21 protein-coding genes are annotated in these 26,303 nt (G+C 65.0%); 12 read left to right on the forward strand and 9 right to left on the reverse strand.

Annotated elements, in window-relative coordinates:
* The 4 genes from JHD80_RS20485 to JHD80_RS20500 form a co-directional block, all read left to right on the forward strand.
* Positions 1-650 (forward strand): glycosyltransferase family 4 protein (locus JHD80_RS20485; protein ID WP_199091268.1); only part of this gene is annotated, 650 nt, incomplete at its 5' end.
* Between the two features lie 2 nt (positions 651-652).
* Entirely contained in the window at positions 653-1,558 is a 906-nt protein-coding gene (locus JHD80_RS20490) for a methyltransferase domain-containing protein (protein WP_199091271.1), read from the forward strand.
* Positions 1,555-2,787: a cellulase family glycosylhydrolase gene (locus JHD80_RS20495; protein WP_199091273.1), complete on the forward strand. Its 1,233-nt coding sequence runs from the start codon at positions 1,555-1,557 to the stop codon at positions 2,785-2,787. The genes JHD80_RS20490 and JHD80_RS20495 overlap by 4 nt, the downstream gene beginning before the upstream one ends.
* A 7-nt stretch (positions 2,788-2,794) precedes the next feature.
* Positions 2,795-3,892: an acyltransferase family protein gene (locus JHD80_RS20500; RefSeq protein WP_199091275.1), complete on the forward strand. Its 1,098-nt coding sequence runs from the start codon at positions 2,795-2,797 to the stop codon at positions 3,890-3,892.
* On the opposite strand, the gene JHD80_RS20505 is transcribed toward JHD80_RS20500, so the two are convergent.
* Positions 3,862-5,451, reverse strand: coding sequence for a glucan biosynthesis protein G (locus tag JHD80_RS20505; RefSeq protein ID WP_199091277.1), 1,590 nt, complete (start codon positions 5,449-5,451; stop codon positions 3,862-3,864). The two genes, JHD80_RS20500 and JHD80_RS20505, sit on opposite strands and share 31 nt — an antisense overlap.
* Positions 5,452-5,781: 330 nt before the next feature.
* Here JHD80_RS20505 and bglX point away from each other — a divergent pair, with 330 nt between their 5' ends.
* On the forward strand, positions 5,782-8,181 hold the full coding sequence (bglX, locus tag JHD80_RS20510; RefSeq protein ID WP_199091279.1) for a beta-glucosidase BglX: 2,400 nt from the start codon (positions 5,782-5,784) through the stop codon (positions 8,179-8,181).
* 265 nt (positions 8,182-8,446) lie between these two features.
* Positions 8,447-9,859 carry a mannose-1-phosphate guanylyltransferase/mannose-6-phosphate isomerase gene (locus JHD80_RS20515; protein WP_199091281.1) on the forward strand — a complete coding sequence of 471 codons (1,413 nt, stop codon included), beginning with the start codon at positions 8,447-8,449 and terminating at the stop codon, positions 9,857-9,859.
* A 40-nt stretch (positions 9,860-9,899) separates the two neighbouring features.
* On the opposite strand, the gene JHD80_RS20520 is transcribed toward JHD80_RS20515, so the two are convergent.
* The gene (locus tag JHD80_RS20520) at positions 9,900-10,346 is read right to left on the reverse strand and encodes a VOC family protein (protein ID WP_199091283.1); all 447 of its coding nucleotides are present in this window, start codon (positions 10,344-10,346) and stop codon (positions 9,900-9,902) included.
* 328 nt (positions 10,347-10,674) lie between these two features.
* Between JHD80_RS20520 and JHD80_RS20525 the strand changes: the two genes are divergently transcribed.
* From JHD80_RS20525 to JHD80_RS20540, 4 genes are all read left to right on the forward strand, one after another.
* Entirely contained in the window at positions 10,675-12,273 is a 1,599-nt protein-coding gene (locus JHD80_RS20525) for an acyl-CoA carboxylase subunit beta (RefSeq protein ID WP_199091284.1), read from the forward strand.
* Positions 12,274-12,278: 5 nt separating this feature from the next.
* On the forward strand, positions 12,279-14,273 hold the full coding sequence (locus tag JHD80_RS20530) for an ATP-binding protein (protein WP_199091286.1): 1,995 nt from the start codon (positions 12,279-12,281) through the stop codon (positions 14,271-14,273).
* A 154-nt stretch (positions 14,274-14,427) separates the two neighbouring features.
* On the forward strand, positions 14,428-15,642 hold the full coding sequence (locus JHD80_RS20535) for an MFS transporter (RefSeq protein ID WP_199091288.1): 1,215 nt from the start codon (positions 14,428-14,430) through the stop codon (positions 15,640-15,642).
* 411 nt (positions 15,643-16,053) lie between these two features.
* A complete protein-coding gene (locus tag JHD80_RS20540; RefSeq protein WP_199091290.1) occupies positions 16,054-16,365 on the forward strand; it encodes a hypothetical protein in 312 nt (103 codons plus the stop codon).
* 459 nt (positions 16,366-16,824) lie between these two features.
* On the opposite strand, the gene JHD80_RS20545 is transcribed toward JHD80_RS20540, so the two are convergent.
* The 3 genes from JHD80_RS20545 to JHD80_RS20555 all read right to left on the reverse strand — a co-directional run bounded on the left by JHD80_RS20545 (position 16,825) and on the right by JHD80_RS20555 (position 19,761).
* Entirely contained in the window at positions 16,825-17,466 is a 642-nt protein-coding gene (locus JHD80_RS20545) for a transglutaminase-like cysteine peptidase (RefSeq protein ID WP_199091292.1), read from the reverse strand.
* 290 nt (positions 17,467-17,756) lie between these two features.
* The gene (locus JHD80_RS20550; protein WP_199091293.1) at positions 17,757-18,365 is read right to left on the reverse strand and encodes a hypothetical protein; all 609 of its coding nucleotides are present in this window, start codon (positions 18,363-18,365) and stop codon (positions 17,757-17,759) included.
* A gap of 1 nt (position 18,366) precedes the next feature.
* Positions 18,367-19,761, reverse strand: coding sequence for an O-antigen ligase family protein (locus JHD80_RS20555; protein WP_199091295.1), 1,395 nt, complete (start codon positions 19,759-19,761; stop codon positions 18,367-18,369).
* A gap of 101 nt (positions 19,762-19,862) precedes the next feature.
* On the opposite strand from JHD80_RS20555, the gene JHD80_RS20560 reads away from it, so the two are divergent.
* Together JHD80_RS20560 and JHD80_RS20565 are read left to right on the forward strand one after the other, a co-directional pair.
* The gene (locus tag JHD80_RS20560) at positions 19,863-21,368 is read left to right on the forward strand and encodes a hypothetical protein (RefSeq protein WP_199091297.1); all 1,506 of its coding nucleotides are present in this window, start codon (positions 19,863-19,865) and stop codon (positions 21,366-21,368) included.
* Positions 21,365-22,471, forward strand: coding sequence for an acyltransferase family protein (locus JHD80_RS20565; RefSeq protein ID WP_248311688.1), 1,107 nt, complete (start codon positions 21,365-21,367; stop codon positions 22,469-22,471). The genes JHD80_RS20560 and JHD80_RS20565 overlap by 4 nt, the downstream gene beginning before the upstream one ends.
* Before the next feature lie 14 nt (positions 22,472-22,485).
* Here the strand turns inward: JHD80_RS20565 and epsC are convergent, their stop codons facing one another.
* From epsC to JHD80_RS20585, 4 genes are all read right to left on the reverse strand, one after another.
* Complete coding sequence (gene epsC / locus JHD80_RS20570; RefSeq protein WP_199091299.1) at positions 22,486-23,001, reverse strand: serine O-acetyltransferase EpsC; 516 nt, start codon at positions 22,999-23,001, stop codon at positions 22,486-22,488.
* A 49-nt stretch (positions 23,002-23,050) separates the two neighbouring features.
* Positions 23,051-24,277: a glycosyltransferase gene (locus JHD80_RS20575; RefSeq protein WP_199091301.1), complete on the reverse strand. Its 1,227-nt coding sequence runs from the start codon at positions 24,275-24,277 to the stop codon at positions 23,051-23,053.
* Between the two features lie 174 nt (positions 24,278-24,451).
* The gene (locus JHD80_RS20580; RefSeq protein WP_349237314.1) at positions 24,452-25,651 is read right to left on the reverse strand and encodes a polysaccharide biosynthesis/export family protein; all 1,200 of its coding nucleotides are present in this window, start codon (positions 25,649-25,651) and stop codon (positions 24,452-24,454) included.
* A gap of 319 nt (positions 25,652-25,970) precedes the next feature.
* On the reverse strand, positions 25,971-26,303 hold a 333-nt coding region (locus tag JHD80_RS20585; protein WP_199091305.1), incomplete at its 5' end, for a glycosyltransferase.

Raw genomic sequence — 26,303 nt, forward strand, 5'->3', positions numbered from 1 at the left:
GCCCTGTACAAGCCGATCCCGACACGTCCTATCTCGACCGCATCCAGGTCCGGCCGCAGCGCTATGTCCTGTCCGTCGGCAGGATCGTCGAGGAGAAGCGGCATCTCGACCTGATCGAGGCCTTCGCGCGCCTGGCCGATCCCGAGCTCAAGCTCGTCATCGCCGGGGCGGCCGATCATGCCGGCGCCTATCAACGCGCGGTCGAAGCGGCCGCCGCGGCGACGCCCGGCGTGGTGATGGCCGGCTTCCAGCGCGGCGAAGCCCTGTCCCAGCTCTACCGGCACGCCGCGCTGTTCGTCCTGCCGTCGAGCCATGAGGGTATGCCGATGGTCCTGCTCGAAGCGCTCAGCTACGGCGTGCCCTGCCTCGCCAGCGACATCGACGCCAATCTCGCGGTCGATCTCGGGCCGGGCGGCTATTTCCCGCTGGGCGCGGTGGACCGGCTGGCGGAGGCGATGCGGGCGAAACTGGCCGCCCCCGCCCCGGCCGAGAGTGCGGCGCGCGCCGCGCAGATCCTCGGTTCCTTCGGCTGGGACGCGATCGTCGACCGCACCATGGATGTCTACGAGAGCGCGCTTCTCGGCTGGCGGCCGGGCCGTGTCCCTCAGCGCGGCACCGGCCCCGCGAAACATATCGAGCTGGGAGGTTGAGGATGAAGCTTGCGCTGAGAAAACTCGAAATGACCGTGCTCGGCCTCGGCTTCCTCGGCCTGGCCTGGTGCAAGAACAGGCTCAACGGCTACAGCACGCCCAACACCGTGGCGAAATCCGATCCGGACGGGCAGATCGCCTATCTCCTCGACATCTTCGCGTCGCTGCGCCGCTTCATGCCGCCGGATTTCGATCTTCGCGGGCGGGACGTGCTGGAGCTCAGTCCCGGTGCCTCGCGCGGGAACGGCGTGCTCTTCCTCGCGCTCGGCGCCCGCTCCTATCACGCGATCGACGTGTTCGATCTCGCGGGCGGCGAAGATCCGGCATTCTACGAGCGGCTGCTGGAGCAGTTCCCAGACGGCAGCGCGGCCGACCGGGCACGCGCGCTGGCGCTGGCCGGCACGCCGGGCTCCCGCGCCTTCGGCTATGCCGTCGGCCGTGATTTCGACATCCCGCGTCTCGCCGAGGGGCGGATGTTCGATCTGATCGTCAGTTGCGCGGCCTTCGAGCATTACGACAATCCCGCAACCGCCATTGCTGCCATGACGCAGGTCGCACGCCCGGGGTGCGAAGCCGTCCATATCATCGACCTGCAGACGCATTCGCGCTGGATCCGGGAGCAGGATCCCAACAACATCTATCGCTATCCCGAACCGCTCTACCGGCTCTTCGCCTTTCCAGGGCAGCCGAACCGGAAACGCCCTGCCGATTACATCCGCGACATCGGAGACGCGGGCTGGAGCGATGTCCGCTTCGTGCCGTCGCGGATGGTCGCCCCCGCCTTGCGCGAGGCCTCGCTCCGCGGCCTGTCCGCGCCCTTCGCGGGCCAGGCCGACATGGCCATCCTCGATGGCGCGCTCACGGCGCGGTATCCGGGCAAGGCCGAGAGCCCGGAGCTCTCGCAGTGACGAGCCGCCGCTCCGTCCTCGCCGGACTGGCAGGGCTCGCAACGCTCGGGCCCGTAAGGGCTGCGAGCCGATCCGGCAGGGACATCCCGCTGTTCCGCCGCGGAATCGGCGTCTCGCACGCCATGGGCTGGGCCGAGGTGCGCAGCGACGGCAGCTACGGCGATGCGCCCTTCGCGGCACCGCGCTTCCGCTTCGATGCAGCCCAGCGGCAGGCGATCCGCACCGCAGGCTTCGATTTCGTGCGCCTGGCCGTCGATGTCGGCCCTTTTCTCGACTTGCAGGGGACAGCGCGGGACCGGCTCGACGACCTTCTGATCGGCACGGTCCGGACTCTGCTCGATGCCGATCTCGGCGTGATCGTCGATCTGCATCCGAGCGCGATGAATCCGGTATATCGGCCGGCCGCCTTGACCGCAGGCATCGATGCTCCGGCTTTCCGCGCCGTGCTCGCGCTGCAGCAACGCCTTGCGGGCCTTCTCGAAGCGCTTGCCGAAAGCAGGGCAGGCCCCGGGTTTCCGCGGCTCGCCTTCGAGCTGATGAACGAGCCGGAGGTGCCGCAGGCCGCTTGGCAACCCATGCTCGAAGCCAGCTACCGGGCCGCCCGCAAAGGCTCGGCCAGGCTGCCGCTGGTGTTGGGCGGCGGGTCGATGAATTCCGCGTCCGCGCTGACGGCGATCGATACGCGACCCTTCGCGGGGGACGCGCGCCTGCTCTACACCTATCACGACTACGCGCCCTGGCAGTTCACCCATCAGGGCGTGCGCGGCAGCCCGGCCCATGCGCTTGATGCGATCCCCTATCCGGCGCCGCCTTCGTCCGATGCGATGGTGGCTGCAACCCGGCAGCGCATCGCCAGCCTCGGGCTCGACGGCGCGGCGCTGGATGAGGCCGACAAGGCGAAACGCACGCTCGCGCGCTATGCCGGCTTCGAGCGCTCGAGCCTTGAGACGCGTTTTCATCAGGTGAATGCGTGGCGCCTCGCTGAGGGACTGCCCGCCCATGCCGTCCTGCTCGGAGAGTTCGGCGTTCACAGGACGGCTTACATGGACACGCCCGAGGGCGCAGCCGCCCGCGAACGCTGGCTGCGCGACATGCGTGAGCTCGCCGAAGCGCAGAGCTTCGCCTGGGCCGCCTGGACCTATGCCGGAATCGGCGGCTTCGCGCTCGCCGAAGGCGAAACCGGGCCTGGCTTCGATGCGGCGACGCTGCGCGCGCTCGGCCTGCGGTGAGGCCGGCATGACCCGGCAGCGCCATGCCTATCTCGACGGATTGCGGGCGATCGCCGCGCTTGGGGTGATGGTCGAGCATCTGTTCGGCGACCTGCTGCGGCAGCTTCCCTCCGCGACGGGCCCGATGAATACGCTTGCCCGGCCCGTCATCGAGACCCTGAGCCTCGGCCGGTTCGGCGTGGCGCTGTTCTTCCTGATCAGCGGATTCGTGGTGCCGTTCAGCATCGACGGCGAACGGCCGCTGCGGCATTTCGCGATCTCGCGGCTGTTCAGGCTTTATCCAGCCTTATGGCTGGCATTGGCCGTGCTCACCGCGACGGCCTGGCTTTCCGGCGACCGGCCGTCCGTGGCGGTCGTGCTCGCCAACATGACGATGGCGCCGCCGCTCTTCGGCCAGCCCTGGCTTTCGCCGATCTACTGGACGCTGTTCGTCGAGCTCGTCTTCTACGGGCTCGCCGCGCTGCTGTTCGCGACCGGGCTGCTGCGAAACGTAGCCACCCTGCTTGCGCTCAGCCTCGGCCTGATCGCCGCGACCGTGCTGCCCGTGCAATTGCGCACGCATGGGTTCGTCGCGCTGCCGGTGCAGTATCTCGGCCTGCACCTGTCGTTCCTGTTCCTCGGGCTGCTGCTGCGGCTCTGGCTGGTCGAGCGCAGGACGGGCGCCTGGCTTGCGGTTTCGGTTCTCGGCCTCGCGCAGCTTGTCGCCGTGATTTCGGTCGCATCGTTCTCGCTGGCGCGCGGCGACCATTTCATCGTGGAAGGGCTCGCGCCCGTCCTCACTGCCTACCTGCTTGCCTTCGCGGTCTTCCTGGCAGCAGTCCGGCTGCAGCGGCCCCGTTCCGCCCTGCTCGCCCGGATCGGGCTGATCAGCTACGCGATGTATCTGTTCCACGGGCCGGTCAACGCCGCCGTCTATCGCATCCTGCCGCTGACCGGAGAGCGTGGCGACGTCGTCACGATGCTCGCCTGCATCGGCCTGACGCTGGCGCTATCCTGGCTCGTCTATCGCACGGTCGAGCGCCTGATGATCAGGCTCGGGCGCTCGCTGTCGACGGGGCGAGAAGCGCCGGCTGCCTATTCCATCGCCTTGAAGCGATTGAGATAGGTCTCCTTGTCCGTCGCCGTCTGGGTCGGCGGCAGCCGGAACTTCCAGGTCTCGGTCAGCGTGCGGTCGCCGAGCTTCAGCACCGCGTCGAGATCGGACGAGACGGCGGGGTTCCTGACCTTGATCCGGTAGATCAGGCGCCAGCCCTGGATGGCGGGGTTGGGCTGCAATTCGGTGCCGACGATCTCGACATTGTCGTTGGCCGAGACCACCGCGGTTGGGCGGGCGTCCTTCGGCAGCTTGCGCAGCGAGGGGCCCTTGAAATCGACCAGGAAGGCCAGCGTGCCGTCGCCGGCGCGGATCAGGTTGGATTGGTAGATCTCGCCGGCCGCGCGCATCGTCTGCCAGACATGGGAGACGTCGCCCTTCATCAGCGCCGGCTCGTCCATGGTCCAGTGCATGCGATAGTCGAAGCGCATCGGCTCGCCAAAAGGCGGCCTGCTGTCGGGCACCCAGAGCGTGACGATATTGTCGTTGGTCTCGTCGGCGGTCGGAATCTCGACGAGGCGGACATTGCCCTTGCCCCAGTCGTTGGTTGGCTCGATCCAGGCGCTCGGGCGCAGGTCGTAGCGGTCCTTCAGGTCCTCGTAGCGCGAGAAGTCGCGCCCGCGCTGGAGCAGGCCGAAGCCCTTCGGGTTCTCCGCCGGGATATCGCTGATCGCGACCATGGACGGATTGACGAGGGGGCGCCAGATCCATTCGCCATTGCCGGTGCGGACGGCGAGGCCGTTCGAATCATGGATCGCGGGGCGGAAATTCGGGGTCGGCGACGGCTGCTGCGGACCGTACAGGAACATGCTGGTCAAGGGCGCGATGCCGAGCGTCGTCGGCGAGGCACCCTGGCGCAGGAAGACGCGGGCCTTGACGCTGAGGACTGCATCCGAGCCAGGCGTCAACGTGAACTCGTAGGCACCGGAGGCGCGCACCGAATCCATCAGCGCGTAGAAGGTCAGGTGCTTGTCCTTGGGCTTGGGACGGCGCAGCCAAAATTCGCGGAAAGCGGGGAATTCCTCGGCGATCGGCAGGCCGGTATCGATCGCCAGCCCGCGCCCGGACAAGCCGTAGATCTGGTTCTTGCCGATGACACGGAAATAGCTCGCGCCGAGCACGCTCATGATCTCGTCGAGCTTGCCCGCCTGGTTGATCGGGTAGACCACGCGGAAGCCGGCCCAGCCGAGCTTGCTGGTCGCCTCGCGATCGAAATGCAGGTCGGCGAAGTCGAAGCGGCCTGCGTCGTAGGGGATTTCATGAGCGGCGCCGTCGACGATCTCGCTGATCTTCACCGGCGTGTTGAACTGCATGCCCTGGTGGTAGAAGGCCAGCTTGAACGGCGTCTTGTATTCCATCCAGGCGAAGCGCTCGCGCTTCGGCTGCATCTTCTGGTAGTCCGCGAACTGCATCTTGCTGAAGACGTCGGGCAGGTTGCTGACCGGCGCGACATAAGCCGTATCCGACAGCGCCTTCGCCTTGGCGACCACATCGTCGAGCCCAAATTGAGGCCGCTGCTGCGCGAAGGCCGGCGGCGCGGCCAATGCCGCCGCAACGAGCCAGCCGAGCATCAGGCCGAGCCGCGCTAAGCCGGGCCTGCCCCGGTCTATTCCACAGCTGGCCAGGACCCGCGCCAGAAGGCCCTGGGTCGGGGAGGAAAGCCGGGCCGCGATGGGGCCCCCGCCAGCGGAACGGGTCGACAAGTTCAAACGAGCTCCTTAAAGGTTGGCGTCGCGGGACGGAGCGCGCCCGTCCTACATCGGCAGCGGCGCACTCGAGCACAAATGCCCATCATCGCCACGAGGGTCAAGGAATGAGCGCGTTCTCCCCGGACCGCTCCCGCGCGACCCTTCGCCGCCCTCATCCAGCCTTCCTCTCTATCTCAAGTGAACGAACTCAGCATGGATCATAAGAACGCTGCGCCGGTCGTCGAAGGACTGGAGACGGTGTCCCCTGAAGGAGCCGCTGCAGGCCTGTCCCGCCGGCAGGCGCTCAGTGCCATGGCCTCGGCCGCCTTCGTCGCCGGAATGGCGGCGCTTCCGGCAGCGGCCAAGACGAAGCCGGCGGCCGCCCCCGCACCTCGGGCCGCGACGAAGAAGGCCTTCGTCGACAAGCTGATCGCGCAGATGACCGTCGACGAGAAGGTCGGGCAGTTGCGCCTGATCAGCATCGGCCCGGAGATGCCCTTCGCTAAGATCGTCGAGGAGATCGCCGCAGGGCGCATCTCCGGCTCGTTCAACACGGTCGTCCGTCGCGACAACCGGCCGATGCAGGAAGCCGCCGTCAAGCGCTCGCGCCTGAAGATCCCGCTGTTCTTCGCCTATGACGTGGTGCACGGCCACCGCACGACCTTTCCGATCCCGCTCGGCCTCGCGTCGAGCTTCGACATGGCCGTGATCGAGCGCATGGCTCGCGTCTCGGCGGTCGAGGCCTGCAATGACGGCGTCGACATGACCTTCGCGCCGATGGTCGACATCAGCCACGATCCGCGCTGGGGCCGCACCTCCGAGGGCTTCGGCGAGGACCCCTATCTCGTCAGCGAATGCGCCCGGGCCAGCGTGCGCGGCTTCCAGGGCACATCGCCCGACCAGCCCGACACCATCATGGCGGCGGTCAAGCATTTCGCGCTGTATGGCGCGGTCGAGGGCGGGCGCGACTACAACACGGTCGACATGAGCCCGCTGCGCATGCACCAAGTCTATCTGCCGCCCTACAAGGCGGCGATCGACACCGGCTCCGGCGGCGTCATGGTGGCGCTGAACTCGGTCAACGGCGTGCCGGCGACCTCCAACACCTGGCTGATGCAGGAGCTCTTGCGCAAGCAATGGGGCTTCAAGGGCGTCACCGTCAGCGACCATGGCGCGATCACGGAGCTGACGCGCCATGGCGTCGCCCGCGACAATCGCGAAGCCGCCAAGCTCGCGATCAAGGCCGGCATCGACCTCAGCATGGCCGATCAGGTCTATCTCGCCGAGGTGCCCGGCCTGATCGCCTCCGGCGAGATCAAGATGGCCGAGCTCGACGCCTGCGTGCGCGAGGTGCTCGGCGCCAAATACGACATGGGCCTGTTCGCCAATCCCTTCGTTCGCATGGGCAAGGCTGAGGACGATCCGGTCGACGTCCGTTCCAACGACCGGCTGCATCGCGAGCCGGCGCGCGAGATCGCCCGCGACAGCATCGTGCTGCTGGAGAACCGCAACCAGACCCTGCCGCTGAAGAAGCAAGGCACGATCGCGCTCGTCGGGCCGCTGGCCGATTCCGGGCTCGACATCCTCGGGAGCTGGTCGGCGCAGGGCGTCGCCGAGCAGGCCGTCACGGTCAAGGCCGGCATCGAGAAGGCGATCGGCGACAAGGCGAAGCTCATCGTCGCGCGCGGCTGCAACGTGCTCGACGACCAGAAGATCGTCGACTACCTGAACTTCCTGAACTGGGACAAGCCCGAGGTCATCCAGGACCCGCGTCCGCTCGATGTCATGATCGACGAGGCGGTCGCCGCCGCCAACCAGGCCGATGTGGTGATCGCCGTCGTCGGCGAGGTCCGTGGCATGTCGCACGAGTCGTCGAGCCGCGTCACGATCGAGATGCCGGGCTCGCAGCGCAAGCTGCTGCAGGCGCTGAAGGCGACGGGCAAGCCGCTCGTGGTCCTCTTAATGAACGGCCGCCCGCTCGCGATCGGCTGGGAAAAGGACAATGCCGACGCGCTGCTGGAGACCTGGTATGCCGGCACCGAGGGTGGCAACGCCATTGCCGACATCCTGTTCGGCGACCACAACCCCGCGGCCAAGCTGCCGATCAGCTTCCCGCGCTCGGCCGGCCAGATTCCGACCTATTACAACGCTCTGCGGATCGGGCGCCCCTACACGCCGGGCAAGCCCGGCAACTACACCTCGCAATATTTCGAGGAGGAGCAAGGTGCGCTCTACCCGTTCGGCTTCGGGCTCAGCTTCAGCACGTTCACCCTGACCGACCTCAAGCTCTCCGCCAGCCGCATCAAGCGCGGCGAGAAGCTGACGGCGGAGGCGACGCTGACCAATACCGGCAGCTTCGCGGGCGCCAATGTCGTGCAGCTCTACATCGCCGACCCCTATGCCTCGATCGCGCGGCCGGTGAAGGAGCTCAAGGGCTTCCAGAAGGTGACGCTGAAGCCGGGCGAAGCCCGAGTCGTGCGCTTCGAGATCGGTCCCGACCAGCTCAAGTTCATCAATGGCGACCTGAAGGAAGTGGTCGAGAGCGGCCAGTTCGACGTCCAGCTCGGCCTCGATTCCCGCAACGTGCTGGAGCAGTCCTTTCTGCTCGTCTGACGCGATGGCGCCACCCTCCGAGAGGACATCCCGGCATGGGCCGCCATGCCGGGACTTTCATGCGATCTGCTCCGCCTGATCCGGAATGCCCCGGACAGCTTCATCATGGCCGTCCTATCGCGTAGCGTCGCGGAGTACGCTCCTGCCGGCATCGTGAGGCCTGCTCCTGAAAAGACGGATCAGCACGCGCCTTTTTGTCATGGAGCGGCCGCTCGATATGCTTTATTGAACGTTCGCCACAAAGAGCTGCGCAGGTTTATAGCCCATGCCTTCGAAGATTATCCCGATCGTGATGTGCGGCGGCGCCGGAACCCGCCTGTGGCCGGTATCCCGCGACACGATGCCGAAGCAGTTCATTTCGCTGTTCGGCGGCGCCTCCACCTTCCAGCGGGCCATCAAGCTCCTTTCGGACGCCGAGGTCTTCGCGCCCGCGATCGTCATCACCAATGTCGAATATCGCTTCACGGTTCAGGAGCAGCTTCAAGCCTGCGGCGTGAGCGCCCAGATCGTGCTCGAACCGGTGCGCCGCGATTCGGCGGCAGCGGTGGCAGCCGCGACCGAACTCGCTCTTGCGCGCGACCCGGCCGCTCTCGTCGGCGTTTTCGCCGCCGATCACGTCGTCCAGAACGGGACGCTCTTCGTCGAAACCTGCCGCCAGGCTGGGCTCGTGGCGCAGCAAGGCCGTATCGTCACGATCGGCATTCCCCCGACAGCGCCGGCCACGGGCTACGGCTATATCCGGCCCGGTGAAGAGATCGGCGACGGCGCTCGCCAGATCGCCGCCTTCGTCGAGAAGCCCGACGCCGCGCGCGCGGCACAGTATCTGCTCGACGGCTATTTCTGGAATTCCGGCAATTTCATTTTCGACGCGGCCACCATGCGGACGGAGCTTGGGACCTTCGAGCCGGACGTCCTGACTCCGGTCTCAGAGGCCGTGGCCAAAGCGGAACCCGATCTCGACTTCCTGCGTCTCGAGGCCACGGCCTTCAGCCGGGCCAAGACCATCTCGATCGACTATGCGGTGATGGAGCGCACGCAGAAGGCCGCCGTCGTCGCCGGCAATTTCGGTTGGTCGGATGTCGGCGGCTGGTCCGCGGTATGGGATCTTTCCGAGAAGGACGCGGACGGCAACGCCATCGAGGGGCGCGGCTACGTTCTCAACGGCGCGAACAATCTCGTGCGGTCGGAGGATGCGCTCGTCGCCGTGATCGGCCTCGACGACATCGCGGTCATCTCGACGCGCGACGCCGTTCTGGTGACGCCGCGGGAGCAATCCGACAAGGTCAAGCAGATGGTGGCGCTGATCACGGCCCATGGCGAGTCGGAAGCCGGAGCCCATCGCGAGATCCAGCGCCCCTGGGGGAAATATCTCTCGGTCGACATGGGCGCGCGCTACCAGGTCAAGCGCATCACCGTGAAGCCGGGCGGCGTCCTCTCGCTGCAGAAGCACTACCATCGCGCCGAGCACTGGGTCGTGGTCCGCGGCACGGCCGAAGTGACCCGTAACGACGAGACCATCATCGTGCACGAGACGGAGTCGATCTATCTGCCGATCGGCTGCGTGCATCGCATGGCCAATCCCGGCAAGATCCCGCTCGAGCTGATCGAGGTTCAGGTCGGCTCCTATCTGGGTGAAGACGACATCGTGCGCCTCCAGGATATCTACAAGCGCGTGTGAGAGGCGCTGCGAAGCGCCTCTCGGGGATTGCCCCGGCTGCTCAGCCTTGCGCCGGCTTCCAGTCGGCAGCAGGAATGGTGTTGATCATCCAGGGAATGCCGAACTTGTCGACGAGCGAGCCGAAGCCGGGCGACCAGAAGGTCTCGCCGAACGGCATGGCGGCCCGGCCGCCCTCGGACAACTGATCGTACCAGCGCTGGCCTTGGGCCTTGTCGTTGGTATGCAGGGTGACGTCGAAGCCGTTCTTGGGCTTGTCGATATTCGAGGCCCAAGGCGTGTCCATGTCGGCGCCCATCAACGCCTGGTCGCCGACCTCCAGCCAACAATGCATCAGCCAGGTCTTGTACTTTTCGTCGGTGATCGGCATGCCGGGCGGCGCGTCGCCATAAGGCATGGCGGCGGTGATCTTGCCGCCGAGGACCTTGGCGTAGAACTCGAAGGCCGCCCGGCAGTCCCCCCGGAAACTCAGGCTGGTCACGATCTTCATGGTCGTCTCCTTTGCAATGGGGCTTCGGCGCCCTCTGGCGAGGCCAAGGAGCGTGGCGCCCCTCGAATAGCTTGATATCAATCGATCGACACGCACATGTCAGGATGACAAATGCCGGCTCCCGCAAGCACGCGCCTGAAGCGCGACGGACGCCCCCACTCTGATCCGCGGATCATGGCGCTCTGACGGCAGCCCGCCCCGGCCCCCGAAGCCGCTCCCGCGATGGCCAGGTCGATTCTCCTTGCTCAACTGCCTACCGGCAGGTAGGTAATCATCAACATCCTGCCGGCGGGCAAGCCGCGGGCATGTCCGGGGAGGCTCGCCACGCATGCCGGTCATCGAAAGCAGGGTCGGCATGGGAGCCGAGCAGCAGCAGAAGCGGACCGCCTATGGGGCGCTGATCCAGACCTTGCGGGAACGCCATGCGCGCGTGCTGGCCGGTGGCGGCGAGAAGCTGCAGGCGCGCCATCGCGAGCGTGGCAAGATCCCGGTGCGCGAACGCATCGATCTCCTGGTCGACCCGCTCTCGCCCTTCCTCGAACTCTCCCCGCTCGCGGCCTGGGAGCTCTATGGCAATGAGGTGCCGGGCGCCGGCATCGTCACCGGCATTGGGGTCGTCGCGGGCACGCCCTGCATGATCATCGCCAATGACGCGACGGTGAAGGGCGGCTCCTTCTTCCACGAGACGGTCAAGAAGCACCTGCGGGCGCAGGAGATCGCCTTCGAGAACCGCTTGCCTTGTGTCTATCTCGTCGATTGCGGCGGCGCCTTCCTGCCGGAGCAGGACCGCGTCTTCCCCGATCGCGATCATTTCGGCGGCGCCTTCCTGCAGCAATGCCGGATGTCGGCGGCCGGGCTGCCGCAGATCTCGGCGGTGTTCGGCGGCTGCACGGCTGGCGGCGCCTATATCCCCGCGCTCTCCGACGAGGTCGTGATGGTGCGCGGCACCGGCCGCATCCATCTCGGCGGGCCGCCGATCGTCAAAGCCGCAATCAACGAGATCGTCGATGGCGAGACGCTGGGCGGCGCCGAGATGCATACGCAGGTCTCCGGCGTCAGCGACTATCTCGCCGAGGATGAGCATGAGGCGATCGCGAAGGTTCGCGACATCGTCGGCGCGCTCAACTGGCCGGCGCCGCCGCGCATCCCCACGCGCGCCGTTACGGCACCGCTCTACGACCCCGCCGAGATCGACGCCATCGTCGGAACCGACCTGAAACAGCCCTTCGACGTGCGCGAGGTCATCGCCCGCATGGTCGACGGCAGCGTCTTCGATGCCTTCAAGCCGGATTTCGGCGCGACGCTGGTCACCGGCTTCGCCCATATCCACGGCCAGCCCGTCGGCATCATCGCCAATAACGGCGTGCTGTTCTCCGATAGCGCGCTGAAGGGCGCGCATTTCATCGAACTCTGCGACCAGCGCCGCATCCCGCTGCTGTTCCTGCAGAACATCACCGGCTTCATGGTCGGCACCGAGGCCGAGCGCAGCGGCATCGCCAAGCACTCGGCCAAGCTGGTCTATGCCGTCTCGAATGCGCGCGTGCCGCGCTATACCGTGATCATCGGCGGTTCGTATGGCGCCGGCAATTACGGCATGTGCGGCCGGGGTTTCCAGCCGCGCTTCCTGTTCGCCTGGCCGAATGCGCGCATCGCGACGATGTCGCCGGAAGTGGCCGCGACCGTGGTGACCGAGCTCCGGCGCTCAAGCCTGACGCGCGGCAATGCCGATGAGGCGGATATCGAAAGGCTGGACCGCGAGACGCGCCGCCAGTTCGAGGAGCAGAGCACGCCTTATTACGCCACGGCCCGGCTCTGGGACGACGGCATCATCGAGCCGGCCCAAACCCGCGACGTGATCGGCCTGTGCCTCTCGCTTGCCGCGCGCGAGATCGACCTGCCCGGGCATCGCCCCGTCTACCGGATGTGACCCCGATGATCGGTTCTCTCCTGGTTGCCAATCGCGGCGAAATCGCCGTGCGGATCATGCGAACTTGCCGACGCCTCGGCATTCGCACCGTCGCCGTCTTTTCCGATGCCGATCGCGATGCGCAGCATGTCGCCTTCGCAGACGAGGCCGTCCGCATCGGCCCCGCCGCCGCACGCGACAGCTATCTGCGGGCGGAGGCGATCATGGAGGCCGCCGCGCGCAGCGGTGCGGACTCGATCCATCCGGGATACGGCTTCCTCTCCGAGAAGCCGGACCTGCCGCTGCTCTGCCGGCAGGCCGGGCGCATCTTCGTCGGCCCCTCCGCCGAGTGCATCACCGCGATGGGGCCGAAGATCGGCTCGAAGCTGATCGCCGAGAAGGCCGGCGTTCCAAGCGTGCCCGGCTATGCCGGCGACGACCAATCGAATGCCGCGCTCACGGATGCCGCGGCGCGGATCGGCTATCCCGTGATGATCAAGGCTTCGGCCGGCGGCGGCGGCAAGGGCATGCGCCGCGTGTTTGCGGCAGAGGAACTGGTGCCGGCGCTCGAAATGGCGCGCGCAGAGGCCCAGGCCGCCTTCGGAGACCCTGCCCTGCTGATCGAGAAGCTAGTGATGCGCCCGCGCCATCTCGAAGTGCAGGTCGCTGGCGATAGGCACGGCAATGTCGTGCACCTGTTCGAGCGCGACTGCTCGGTCCAGCGCAACAACCAGAAGGTGCTGGAAGAGGCGCCGGCGCCGAATCTCGCCCCGGCGATCCGGGCGAAGCTGCTGGAGCGCGGCGTCGCGCTCGCCCGGGCCATCGGCTACGATAATCTCGGCACGGTCGAGTTCATCCTGGAGGACGGTTTCGACGAGCCGTGGTTCCTCGAAATGAACACGCGCCTACAGGTCGAGCATCCCGTCACCGAGGCGATCACCGGCTACGACCTCGTCGAGTGGCAGATCCGGATCGCCGCGGGCGAGAGGCTGCCGGCCTTGCAGCCCGAGATCCGCGAGAGTGGGCACGCGATCGAAGCCCGCATCACTGCCGAACGCGCCGACCAGGGTTTTCGACCGGATACCGGCCGGATCGAGGGCTATGCCGAACCGGCCTCGATCCGCGTCGACAGCGGCGTGCGGACGGGCTCCGAGGTGACGCTATTCTACGACTCGCTGCTGGCCAAGGCGATCGCGGCCGGGCCGGACCGCGCCGTGGCCTGCGCGCGGCTGGCGGCGGGCCTGCGCGATTTCGCCATTCTCGGCCCCGCGACCACCCTGCCCTTCCTGATCGACGCGGTCGAGCATCCGCTCTTCGCCGAGGGCAAGGCCACGACGCGCTTCATCGAGGACGCCTTCCCCGACGGTTGGGTTGCGAAGCGGCCAGCGCAGCGTCTGGCGCGCGCCGTCGCAGCCCTGCTCTGGCTGGAGCAGCAAGGGAAAGCGCGACCGCGCATCGATGCCTGGAGCGGCCTCGCGGGTTTCCGCCTGCTGGCGCCGGCCGGCGGCGTGGCGACGAGCCGCCTGATCTCCGAGGAAGAGGATGGCGCGACCAAGCTGGAGGTCCGGTTGCTACCGGACGGGCGGCGGATCGTTCTGGACGCGGACGGCGAGATCGAGCTGGCCTTGCGCGTGAGCGCCGAGACCTTCGAACTGACCTTCGCCGACAGGGTCCTGCGCGGCAGCCATGCCGCAACCGGCGAGCGTGTCCGGCTGACGCTCGAGGGCGAGACCTTCGCCATCGGCATCGGCAGCGAGGCACGGCCCGCAGCGGCAACCGGCAGCGGGGGAGCCGGTTCCGGGGCGATCCTCGCGCCGATGCCGGGCGTGGTGGCCGAAGTCCGCGTCGCGCCGGGCGACACGGTCGAAGCCGGACAGGTCGTCGTCGTGCTGGAATCGATGAAGCTCTTCACCTCGCTCCCGGCCGGTATCGGCGGCTTGGTCGCCGATATCGCCTGCCGGCCGGGCGACACGGTCCAGGCTGGCAAGAGGCTGGTGCTGATCGAGCCGCCGGCCCCCTGACGGGCCGCATGCTCCTGGCGCAAGCCCGCCAGCCCATCAATCCATCTCGACCGTTCGCGGCCCGTGCCGGAAGAACGTGTCCGACGCCGCCGCTCTCAACCGCTCGCCTCCAGAAGCGGGACAGGCGCGCGGCGACGGGATCGGGGGAACCGCCTTGAAGCTGCCTTTGTGGGGAAGCGCGCTAAGCGCCACGCTCCTCGTCCAGGTCGTGAGCTCGTTCGCCGCGGCCGCCACCCCGCTTCTCGGCCCGCTTCTGACCCTGCGCTGGGGCCTTGCACCCGAGAGCATCGGCTATGTCTCGGCGGTGGTCTCGACCGGCATCTGCTGGTTCCTGGCCTGCGGCAATCCGATGCTCGACCATCACGGGCCGGTGCGTGCGCTGCAGATCGGCCTGGTTTTCGTCGCGGCGGGGCTGCTGCTGCTCTCGCAGCCCTTAGCATCGCTCGGCCTTGTCGGCGCCCTGCTGCTGGGGCTCGGGCTTGCACCCAACACGCCGGCCGGCAGCCAGATCCTGATGCGCACGGCGCCTGCCGATCACCGGACGCTCGTCTTCTCGATCAAGCAGGCCGGCGTCCCGCTCGGCGGCGCCATCGCGGGCTTTGCCGTGGCGCCGATGGTTCTGGGCTTCGGCTTCATCGGCGCGATCCAGGCCATGATCGCGATCGTCCTGTTGAGCGCGTTGCTGGTGCAACCCTTCCGCCGAAGCCTCGATGCGGAAAAGGGCAGGCAGAACCGGGCCTGGGCACGCATGTTCCTGTCGCGCTCGTCGCTTTCGCGATCGGCCCGCGTGCTGAGTTCCCACACCTCCCTGCCGATGCTGGCGGCGCTCGGCGTCTCCTTCTCGATCACGCAGGCCTGCATCACCGCCTTCACCGCGACCTATATGGTGACCCGGCACGGCAAGACCCTGGCCGAAGCCGGGCATCTCGTCGCGATCCTGCTCGTGGCCAGCACGATCGCGCGCATCTTCTTCGGTTGGCTGGCGGACCGGATGGGAAGCGGCCTGACATTGCTCTGCCTGCTGGCGCTGGCTGCGGGCGCGACCATCGCCCTGCTGATCGGCACAGCCGGCACGAGCCCCTGGCTGATCTATCTCTGCATGGCCCTGGTCGGATCGACCTCGATGGGGTGGAACGGCGTGCACATGGCCGAGCTTGCGCGGGTCTCGCCGCCCGCCCTCATCGGCGACGTGACCTCGAGCGCGAGCCTGTTCGGCTTCGTCGGCTCGATCTGCGGCCCCCTCATCTTTGCCGTGATCGCGAACCGGACCGGCAGCTTCGACTGGCCGTACCTGCTCGTGGCCGGCCAACTCGCGCTCTCCGGCGCCTTCGCGCTCTGGTATCTCCGGCGCCGCCCGACCGTGGCCTGACTGGAGATGCAGAGGCTTGGGGCTCGCGAGAAGGCTGCGGCACCAAGCGTTGCAGCGACCAGGCGACCGACAAAGATGGACATATTGCTCCCTCTGCGGCGGCAGGTATTCTGGACGCGCTTGCGCGCCTACTTCAACGCCACCCCCTCGCGCTCGCAAGCTCCGCAGTGGTTTCGTGTAGGCTCGTAACTGGCAGGCCCTTGACCAGAATCACCGGCCGGCCCCATTCCAGACTGAACATCCGCCGAGCGGCCCGGAGATCCCCGCGGTCGTAGGCCGGATGCAGCATGAAACCCGGCATAGGATGCAACCCGCGACGCCATCCGGGGTCGGTTGATTGAAACGACTTCTGGTCCGATGCGACCAGGTCGACTGTGCGAGCATTGAAGGAGCGGATCAGTGGGCTATCGGATGGCCATCGCGCTCGGTTTCACGATCGCCGCGACGAACGCCGCGGCTGCCGAGCCGCCCCTGTCCTACATGCACGGCCTCTGGCGTGGCGAGAACCATATGCTCCTCCTCGACACCGAACGCATGCAAGGCAATACCGATCCCGACAAGCCTTTCGAAAGACAGGCCATCATCGTCCGCAACGTCGTCGGCCACATGGTGACGTTCGACATCGGTGCACGCCGCTACATCGGATTGTTTGAAGGCGACGATCTGGAAATGACCGGGGGCAACCTCGAAAAATCCATCAGGATGCGCAGGGTCACCCGCTAGCGCGGCCAACGACATCAACGGCAACCTCGCCACGGGCATTCAACCTGGAGTGCCGTCGGCATCTTCGTCCCGGCCTCAAGCTCGACATCAACCTGCACCACGGCCTGCAATCCGCTTTCCGCACAGTGTCCAGGAACCAGTCATTCGCGATGTCGGCTCCCGGCGCGGACGGGCCAGATACGGCTCGTCGCGTTCAAGGAGACCATGATGACGCGGTACGGCTTTCAATGCGACATCTGCGAATCGGCGAGTATTTCAGTTCCTGGCCGTCCGGAACAGGATAGCGACGTCGGCAACGACCCGAGCTTCCCAGACGCCGGAACTTGCCCGGCGGGTCCGAAACCGGTGCGATCGGGATCACCTGTTTCGCCCAATCGATCGCTCCGTCCGGTTATCCGGAGTTTCGTGGTCCGAGGGCGTCTCCATGCCGATGGCCGGCCCCGCGGACCTCGAATGCGCTCACCGGGAAATGGACGCTCCATCCGCCAGAGCCTGAAGGCGCTGCTGACGCAACCGCCCGCGCTCGCCGACGGCGACCCAGAAACGCGGATTGTCTTCGGACTGCATCGAAATCCAGTCGAAAGACGTCTTGTTCCAGGCCTTTACGCTATCGGTCAAATTGTCGAGTACCAGATCGCCGGCAGCCGTGCGGGCGACGACGACGAGGTGTCCCTGGCCTTCCGAGGTCACGACCGCAGCCAACAGAACGCGGCTCGAAGGCCACCCCGCGGCGATCAACCGATGGCGCTTGGTGACGGCGTAATCGTTGCAGTCGCCCGTGCCGGGCGCGACGGTCCAGTTGGTGAGCAAGGGTTCGGTCGGCTTGCGCTTGGGTGAAATCCCGCGATTGACCTCGCGGTTGATCTCCTCCATCCGAACCAGCATTGCTGCGGTTGGTTCGTCGCTGCCCGCGACTGGCTGGCACTCCGTTGCATTGTTCATGCAGAATTTCACGAACGGCAGCGGCGCAAGCGTGAAGCTGTAGGACGCGATGCGCCCGCTGTCGGTGCGCGCCGAGGCCTGCTCGACGACATTCGCCGCCCGAGCTGCCCCAGCCGTTACCGCCAAGCCAAGCGCGATGCCGAGAACTGCGTTTTTCATGGGTACCCCCGTGCTTTATTCAAGCGGGGTATGACATCGATTCACTCATATTCGCGTTCAGCAATTGCGTAAAATTGCGGATATCGATGTGGTTTTGCGGCCGATGGGCCGCCGATCGTGAAACTGGTTAGAAACTCGTTTCAGCTCGATCGAGGCCCGCGCCGGATCGTGCCTCCGACAGGCCGCGTGACGCATTCTGAAGACAAGGCTCATGAATGCCGAACGGACCTAAGCCCGAGCGCATATGCGCGTTTCGTCAAACCTTGAAACGCTAGCGCGTGCCCGGCGCGTCAATTGCTCGGGCTGATCGCCAGAAGCGACACGTTCGACTGCCGGCTCGCATTGCCGACGACGCCGAAGAAGGAATTGGGCGTGGCGCTCGCCAGGGCGCCGCTCGAGCTCCCGGTGGTCTGCTGCGAGCGCGCGCCGCCGGCCGTCGTCTCGCCGGTCGCGGGCAGCCCCGGAATTGCTTCGGTCGCCACGTCTCCGACGATGCTCGTATAAGCGTTGACCACGTCGGGCTTGTTCGTCGCCAGCACTGCCTCCTGGATGCGCAAGGCCGTATTGGGCTGTGTCAAGGCGCAGACTGCGGCAGCAGTGCCCAGACCGGCTCCGATCGCCCGCAACTGATCCGGCGAAGCATCGTTGGCGAGCGACGCCATTCCACTGAGAGTTTCGGGGCGCGAGATGGTGAGATCCCTGACCGCAGCCGAAAGGCTGCCCGCGACGTCGCGATACTGGCCGAGAAGCGCGGCCGGCTGGCCCAGGAAAGTCGCAGCGCGCTCAGCCGTCACGTCCGGCGCATTGCCGCAGGCACCATTCCCTTGCTGGGCGAATGCGTATGAAGGCACGAGCGCGATCAGGACGAGCAGGCTAGCGGCAGCGGAGAAACGCTTCATTTCAATGTTCACCCGCTACCCCGTTGCCCGTCAAACGCGTCGACACGGACTGCGCGAGCCCTAACCCGATAATCGCGGCGAAAACCACCGCATATCCGGGTATCTGCAGCGAAAAATCGATGCAGGAATGCGCAACGCCGAGCCACATACATCCCAACGCCGCGACCGGGAAAAACCGATCTCTACGCCTTTGGAAGCAACCTCTTAATAATTGGTGCACAAGAAACATACAAGTCGCGACGATCAACGTGGTTACCGGCAACCCCGCCTCGACGGCGATCTCCAGCGGAGTGCTGTGGACCCGGTCCCAGATTCCGCTGCTGCCCAGATCCGCAGAACGGAAGCGCGGAAAGACATCCGCGAAGGCACCGACACCGATCCCCAACCACGGATGCGCCACGATCATGGCCAGGCTGTCGCCATAAGCGATCGCACGCTGCTCGTCATAAATACCGTATGTTCTCACCCGGGCCAGGGTGGCGCCTCCGAGAACGAGCACGACGGCTGAAAGCGACGCGGCCGCAAGGCCGACGCGGCGAAAGGACCAGCGCATGCCCTGGCTTTCTCGTGCCCAGAGCATGGCCGCTACAATCATCAACGCAGCGAGCGTCAAGGCCGCACCAGCCCGAGAGCCCGTCATTGCCAGCGCAAGCAAACACACCGCAAGACCGGACCAGGCCAGAGCCGCTCGCACAGAAACTTCGAGGCCCCTCCGCGCTCTCCAGCCTTTGCCGCCCATCCCGTCGACGGCCATCGCGAAGCAGATGACTGCGCAGCTGCCCCAATAGGTCGCCGCCGTATTGCGGTTCACGAAGGGGCCGGTCACCGCGTCGAGATAGGCCGTCTTCGGTCGCCAGAGCAGCAGTTCGGGCGCGGTGAGATGCGCGATGACCCCGTAGATCGCATAGGCCGCTCCCGCAACGGCTACAGTGGCGAAGAGTTTGAGCGCACCGTCCCGCCTCGTGCTCAGAATGGTCGCCCGGATCAGCACGAGCAATGCGACAATCGGGGCGCCGATCGCTTCCCAGAATCGGGAGAGCGACCAGGTCGCATGCGCCGGTAACGGAAACCCGAACGCCGCCTCGGCCTCCGCCCAGACCGGCGCCGCCGGAAGGAGGCGCACACCGCCCGCGACATGCTGCAACGCGGCCACCGACAGATAGATGGCTACCGTCGCAATGACCGGCCAAACGCCACGGAGATGGGGCATGGCGACATGACGGAAATTGGCGGTTGAAAGACTGAGCGCCAGGCCGAGACATACGATGGCCAGCGGCAACGGCGCCGTCAGCCCGAAAGGGAGCGGAGCGAGCGCGACGATGGCGAGAAAAAGCGCATCCGAACCGCGATATGCAACGTTCCGGAGCCTCATGTGCCAAGCCATCTCGTTGAACATACAAACGAGCCTCGACCGAAAGCCCGAGGCTCTCTTCCCGGCAAGATGCATATCATACCGTTCACGAGCAGCCGCCGTGGCTTAATCGTTGCCGCGATGGCGTGCAAGCGGCCACCCTCGAAGGTGCAGGCGAGCTGGCGGTGGCCGATGCCGTAGAATTGCCGCGCCCATATGGTGTAGTATGCCGGCCACGACGGCGCTTCGTCATCGGCCAGCCCCTTGAGCAAGAACGACGGAAGATCATAGTGGCGCAGTCGGCAGCAAGCGCGTTTCAGCGACATTCTCGCAATGCGGCGCTTTCGGTCCCGGTTGCCTCGGCTCCCGAGCGCAGTCTCTGGAATATCGAGGCGATCGCCGTCGGCCTTTATTTCACGCGCGACGCCTTCGCCGGAGCCGGGCGCTATTATCTGAACGTCCTGCGCCTCGATCCGCTCTGGTTCTTCCCCGATATCTTCGCCATCGCCTGCATGGCGACCTTCGTCTACCGCTACTGCCTGCAGGGCAGGAGCATTATCGCGACGATCGTCTTTCTCTACACCATCGTTGCGCTGATCATCGGCTACATCTTCCTCGGAACCGTTGCCGGACTGTCGTCCTCGTTCAAGATGTTCGCGCCGATCTTCGTGGGCTTCTGCTTCTGCCAGCGCAACATCGATGACACGCCCTGGCTCATGCCGCTGATCAAGGCGCTGTTTTTCCTCTCTATCCTCGGCGTCCTCGCCTCGAAATTCATTCAGTTCCCGTGGGTCGGCTTCGCCTACGAATCCTTCGGCGCGACCAGGCAGGCAGGCAGGCTGTGGTGGTCGCAGGCCGAATTGCGCCTCGCCGGCTTTGCCGCCGATAGCACGATGGCGAGCTATTTTATCCTGATCACCTTCGTCTTCACGGCAACGCGCAGCAGGTTGTGGTGGGTCATCGTCTGGGGAGCGATCGGCCTGTGGACGATCAAGATGACGACGAACAAGACCAGTCTCGGCGTCATGGCGATCTTCATCTGCGCCGTGCTGTTTATTCGCATTCTGCCCGAGATTCAGAGATTCAAGACGCTGCGCCTCATGGCCATCAGCTCTTTCGGCTGCATCCTCATTCCGATCGTGCTGATCGTGCTGTTCTCCGGCGTCGATCTGACAAAAGCCTCGCCCGGCCTCTTCAGCATGTGGGACAGGATCAACAACAGCTGGCAGAAACCCTTCGTATACATGTACGACTTCATGCCGATCGGATACATCAGCGGGTGCGGCCTAGGTTGCTTCAACTATCCACAAAATCTTTTTTCACCCGAAATGGGCAAATACTATGTAGCGGTCGATAATTTTTACATCGGAACCTATTTGATGTTTGGCCCGATATTTCTCGTATTTATGGTTCTCGCGATAAAATCCCTTCGTGTGAGCACAAATATAGATAAATTGACGGTCTGCTTCGTCATGAATATTTTTACCGTCACCATTTTGGCCTACGGACCGGCGAGTGGCCTGCTGATGATGGGCTTCATCTTCAGCGATGTGTTCGCTCGTTCTCAGACCGGCCGCTTCACGAGCGGCACGCCAATGCGGCTGCGTCGGCCTCCCGTACCGCCGTCGATGTCGTTGAGGCCGGCCGAATGACCGGAGATCGTATGGGCATCGCGGATGCCTCGGTCCGCCTGCGAAATCTTTTCAAGGCACCGGACACCGGCTTCATTCCGGCGATACAGGGCCTGCGCGGCCTCGCGGCGCTCAGCGTGGTCGCGACGCATATCTACGCGATGCCCTATCTGCTGGGGCTCGTGCCGGCCGAGTTTCCGCAATGGGCTCGCGATTCCCTATCGGCCGGCGGCCGCGGCGTCGAACTCTTCTTCATCATCAGCGGCTACCTGATTCCGGCGAGCCTCGTTCGCCACGGCGCCTTGTCGAAGTTCTTCTATGATCGGGCTCTCAGGATCATGCCGGTCTTCGTGATCCTCCACCTCATCGTCTTCGTGATCGGCCCTTTCGTCGGATACAAGTTCTTCGCGGGGCTCGATCCGCTCGCCTATGTCCGGCTTTTCTTCACCAACCTGTTTTTCCTTCAGGATCTCGTCGGAGACCCGATCGCCCAGCAAAATGCCTGGACGCTCACCTATGAATGGGCGTTCTACGTCTGGTTTGCGCTGCTGTTTATGGCTGCCGTGCGCCGCAACTGGGTGGTCGCCGCGCTGCTGGCCGTTCTGGGGTTGGGGCTCGCTTGGTTTTTTCCGCGTATCGTCTATTTCGCGCTCGGGATGCTGATGGCATCGCTCCCCGTCAGGCTCGCCTTGCCCGGAGCGCCCGGCCTGATCCTCGGAGCCCTCTGCCTCGCTCTGATGTATTACCTCTGCGAATATGTCGCGCCTGCAGCCGGGCTGATTCCGGCCGCACTGATCTTCGCGCTGGTTCTGTCGCCGCAGAGCGGGTTTGCGCGCTTTCTCGGGACCGCGCCGCTCCAGTTCGTCGGCAAGATCAGCTACAGCCTCTACCTCGTCCACCCCTTCGCGCTCTTCGCCCTGCTGATGCTGCTCAAACGACTGATCGCAATGGGCGTCGACCCCTGGATGGGCATCGCCGGCTTCGCGATCGCAGGGGTGGCTGCAAGCCTGCTCGCTTCGGCAGCGAGTTACGCGTTGATCGAGCTGAGGCTGCGGCGTTTCATCCAGCAACGCCTGTCCGGTTCCGGCTTCCGCATGCGCCTGCGCCGCGTTTCGAATCCCTGAAGCCGCGCCGCCCGTCAGAAGCCCTCGCGCGTGGCGACGACCCGAGCGGGAACCCCCACCGCCACACTGCCCGCAGGCAAATCGGACAATACTACGGCATTCGCGCCGAGCGCGCTTCCGTTGCCGAGCGAGACCTGGCCCAGGACGACGGCCCCCGCCCCGAGCACCACATCGTCTCCAACCTCCGGAACGGCGAGCTCCCAGACGCTCTTCGTCCCCACCGTGACGTTTTGCATGATCGAAACGTTCCGACCGATTCTAGAGCGGCCAATCACGATTCCATAGGGGTGCGGGATATACAGCCCACCCTCTATCGTCGCGGCCATGGCGATCTCCGCACCGAAGACCAGACAGGTCAACCACCAGACCAAACGGCGAGCGATCCGCCCGACGAACGGAATGGCGACGAGCCCTTCCTGCAACCGGTGCGACAGCACAAACTGGAAGCCTGGAGTGACCAGAAACATGCGCAGCCGAAACGACAGCTTCGGCTCGCAACGCTCGGCGCGGGCATAGGCCTGCAGGTCCATGCCGATCTTTGCAAATACGCTCAGGACCTTCCCCCCTTGGCCGCCAACGCTAACCTACGGGCTCCAGCGCCTCGACGCCCGTGCGCGCCCTGAGACTGACGGGCGCCACCGACCTTGCTGGGCCTGCCCTGCTGGCCTCCTCGAACGCGCCACGCGTGAACGTCGGAGCCATGACGGCATCGATCAGATTTTGGAAGCGACTCTGGAAGGCGGCGACGGAAAACGCCTGCGCTTTCATATGGCAATCCGCAGCGTGGATGCTCGCTTTATTCGCCTCGAATTGCTGGATAGCCTCGACGACGGTGGCCTGGTCCTGGCGATCGAAGAGAATTCCCGTCGGTTTCTCCTGCCCGAGTGGCGTGACGATATCCGCTGCACCGCCGCGACGATAGGCGATTACAGGCGTTCCGGCGGCGAGAGCTTCCGCCATCACGATGCCGAAATCTTCACAGCCCGCGAAAATGAATGCCTTGGCGCGGCGAATGGTCTCGACGAGTTCCCGGCGCGGGACATGGCCCCTGAATTCCACGTTCGGAGTGGCGCCGGTCATCAGCCTCTGCTTGTCCGGGCCGTCACCGACGACCAGAAGCCGCTTGTTCGGCAGGCGGGAGAAGGCATCGACGATCAGGTCGATGCGCTTATAGGGCACGAGGCGTGATGCGACGACGTAATAGTCGTCCTTCTCCTCGCACAGGGGAAACTGCTGCGTATCGACGGGCGGATGAATGACGATGGATTGGCGGCCGTAGATCTGCTCAATCCGCCGCTTCACGATGGTCGAGTTTGCGATGAAGACATCTGGACCATGAGCCGTCCTCGCATCCCACAACCGCAGTCGGTGCAGGCTGTGCGCGAGAAAAGGACCGAACGGGAACTTGCTGAAACGCGTCTTCGCTAGATACTCGAACGTCTGGTCCCAGGCGTAGCGGGCCGGCGTGTGGATATAAGCGATGTGCTTCTGGTGCGGGTGAATGATTACACCCTTCGCAAATGCGGCAGATGACGAGATCACCAGATCGTAAGGCGAGAGATCGAAGCTCTCGATCGCGTTCGGGCACAGCGGGAACGAGTAACGGTAAAATTTTTCGACAAAAGGCAATTTACTGAGGTGACTAACATTTATATTGGCAGCGCCGAGCCTTTTCCTGTCCGAATCAGAGAGGAAGTCAAAAAGTGTGAACAAATCAGACGGACCGACAACATCCATGATCCGTGAGACTACTTGTTCAGCCCCGCTGTAAACTGGCAACCAGTCGTGGGCGATAGCCGTTCTCATGAGTTTTCACCGTAAGCGAATGCATACGCAATTTTGCTGCATCTGCGAAGAAAATCCAGCAAAAAACCGATCCCCTTCGCGCTTCCGACGATCATGAACGCCGCAGGCGGCAACGGTATGACGCCCAAGCGGCAGAGATCGGCGAAGGCCTACCGATCGCAGTCCGATGCGGACTCAGCGTCCGATGGAGTCGATATTGGCCGCGCTGGAGGTAATCGGGCTGATAACGTTCAGCATCTTGATCAACTCGATGGACGGCGCTTCCGACACAAAGATCACATCCCGGTCACGGACCTGGAAGGAATTGGCGAGGAAGAGACCATCCGGCTTGCTGAAATCGACGCCGTAGACCGTGGGGATCCTCTCTCCCGCCAAGGTCGAGGTATCTATGCCACCGCGCTCCAGCAAAGTGCGCGCTTCCGCCCGCAAGACATACACTGCCTTGGAGTTGGCGCGGGAACCATCAAGGCCACCGGCCTTCGCGATCGCCTCTGCCAGCGTCATGCGATCGTTTTCGAAGCTGAAACGCCGGTTATTCGTACCGCCGATCGAGCCCGGCGAAGGCGTCGAGCCAAAGACGAGGAAGAAACGCGGCTCCCGCGACAGATAGATCACGTCGCCCGGCGACATAAAGACATCGTCCGACGGCTTCTTGATGATGTCGCTCAGCATCTGCCGGACCATGCGGGTGCCGCGCTTGACCGTCACGACCGTTTCATAGGCGGGCGAACGCGGGCCGCCTGCGCGCGCGATCGCACCGAGCAGGCGAATTCCGCCGGGATCGATGGCGAAACGCAGCGGAGCGCTGACATCACCGAGGATGCTGATCTGGTTGCCGCGCTGCTCCGCCACCGAAACTACGGCCTGCGGATCGATTGCGCGGTCCTTGATACGGTCCCGGATCACGCCAGAAACGGCCCTCGCCGTCATGCCCGCTACGCGAATCGTTCCGGCATAGGGAACGGTGATGCTCCCCGACTGATCGACCTGCTGACGGGGGATGTCCACGAAATTGCCCGATCGCGACCCCGCCTCGCGCGGAATGAACAAGCCACCGGAGGCGGCTTCAAAAATCGTCACGCTGACGATGTCGCCGATGCCGATCGTCACGTCGCCGCCACCACGACCGCCACCGAGACTCGACATCGAACCCAGCGACGCGGCCGTAACCGTATTGGTCGCACGAACGAGGTCTGGCGACATCGAAACGAGCGCGTAATTGACCCGTTCATCGGACAGGGCGGAAACTTGTGCGCTGGACTGGACGGACTGGCCGTTCGGCGCGTCCTGTGGCGTGAAACCTGCGCAGCCGGGCATCAGTAATGCGAGGGCGATCACAACATGCCTGCGACGCAAGCCGCGGCCTTCGATCACCAATATCTCGTCCGGCCTAGATGTACTCACACCCATTCCTCAACTCACAGCAGCTCTGATCGCCGCTCATATCAGTCAAATTGTTCTCAAACCATCACAATCTCTGCCGTTCAGGGCGAGCCGAGAAGCATGTGGCATACATGCCACTGGGTCATTATCCAAAAATTTCATCGAAATTCGGCGCGCCGGCCGATTTTGCTACCTTGCAAAGGTCCTGCCGGTCCTGAATTTCGCTAACCATGCTGGCCGAAACCTCCCGAGGCGAGGGTAGAGGCAGCTCGGTCAGGCCATCCATGTTCGCGCATGACGAGCATGGAAGTTACCCCGAAGCCCGGTCGAGCCGGCGACCGCGTTCCTGTGCGTCCCCCGCCGGCGCGGTTGCTGCACAGGCTTCGCGATAAATATCCTGGATCTTCTCCTGCATGGCGTCGACCAGAAAGAAGCGCCGGAACCGTTCATGGCCAGCCTCTCCCATCGCCTGCAGAGGCGCATGCAGCGCACGTCTGAGACCGACGACCAGCGCCTCTGCCTCGACCGGCGAACAGAGCAGTCCGGTCACGCCATCCTCGATAATCTCGGGCAAGGCGCCGACGGCGAACGCCACGATCGGCTTGTGCGCCCGCATCGCTTCGAGCGCGACGAAACCGAAGCC

Origin of the sequence: Allobosea sp. ASV33 (assembly GCF_016428755.1) — a bacterium.
In the GTDB taxonomy this organism is placed as follows: domain Bacteria; phylum Pseudomonadota; class Alphaproteobacteria; order Rhizobiales; family Beijerinckiaceae; genus Allobosea.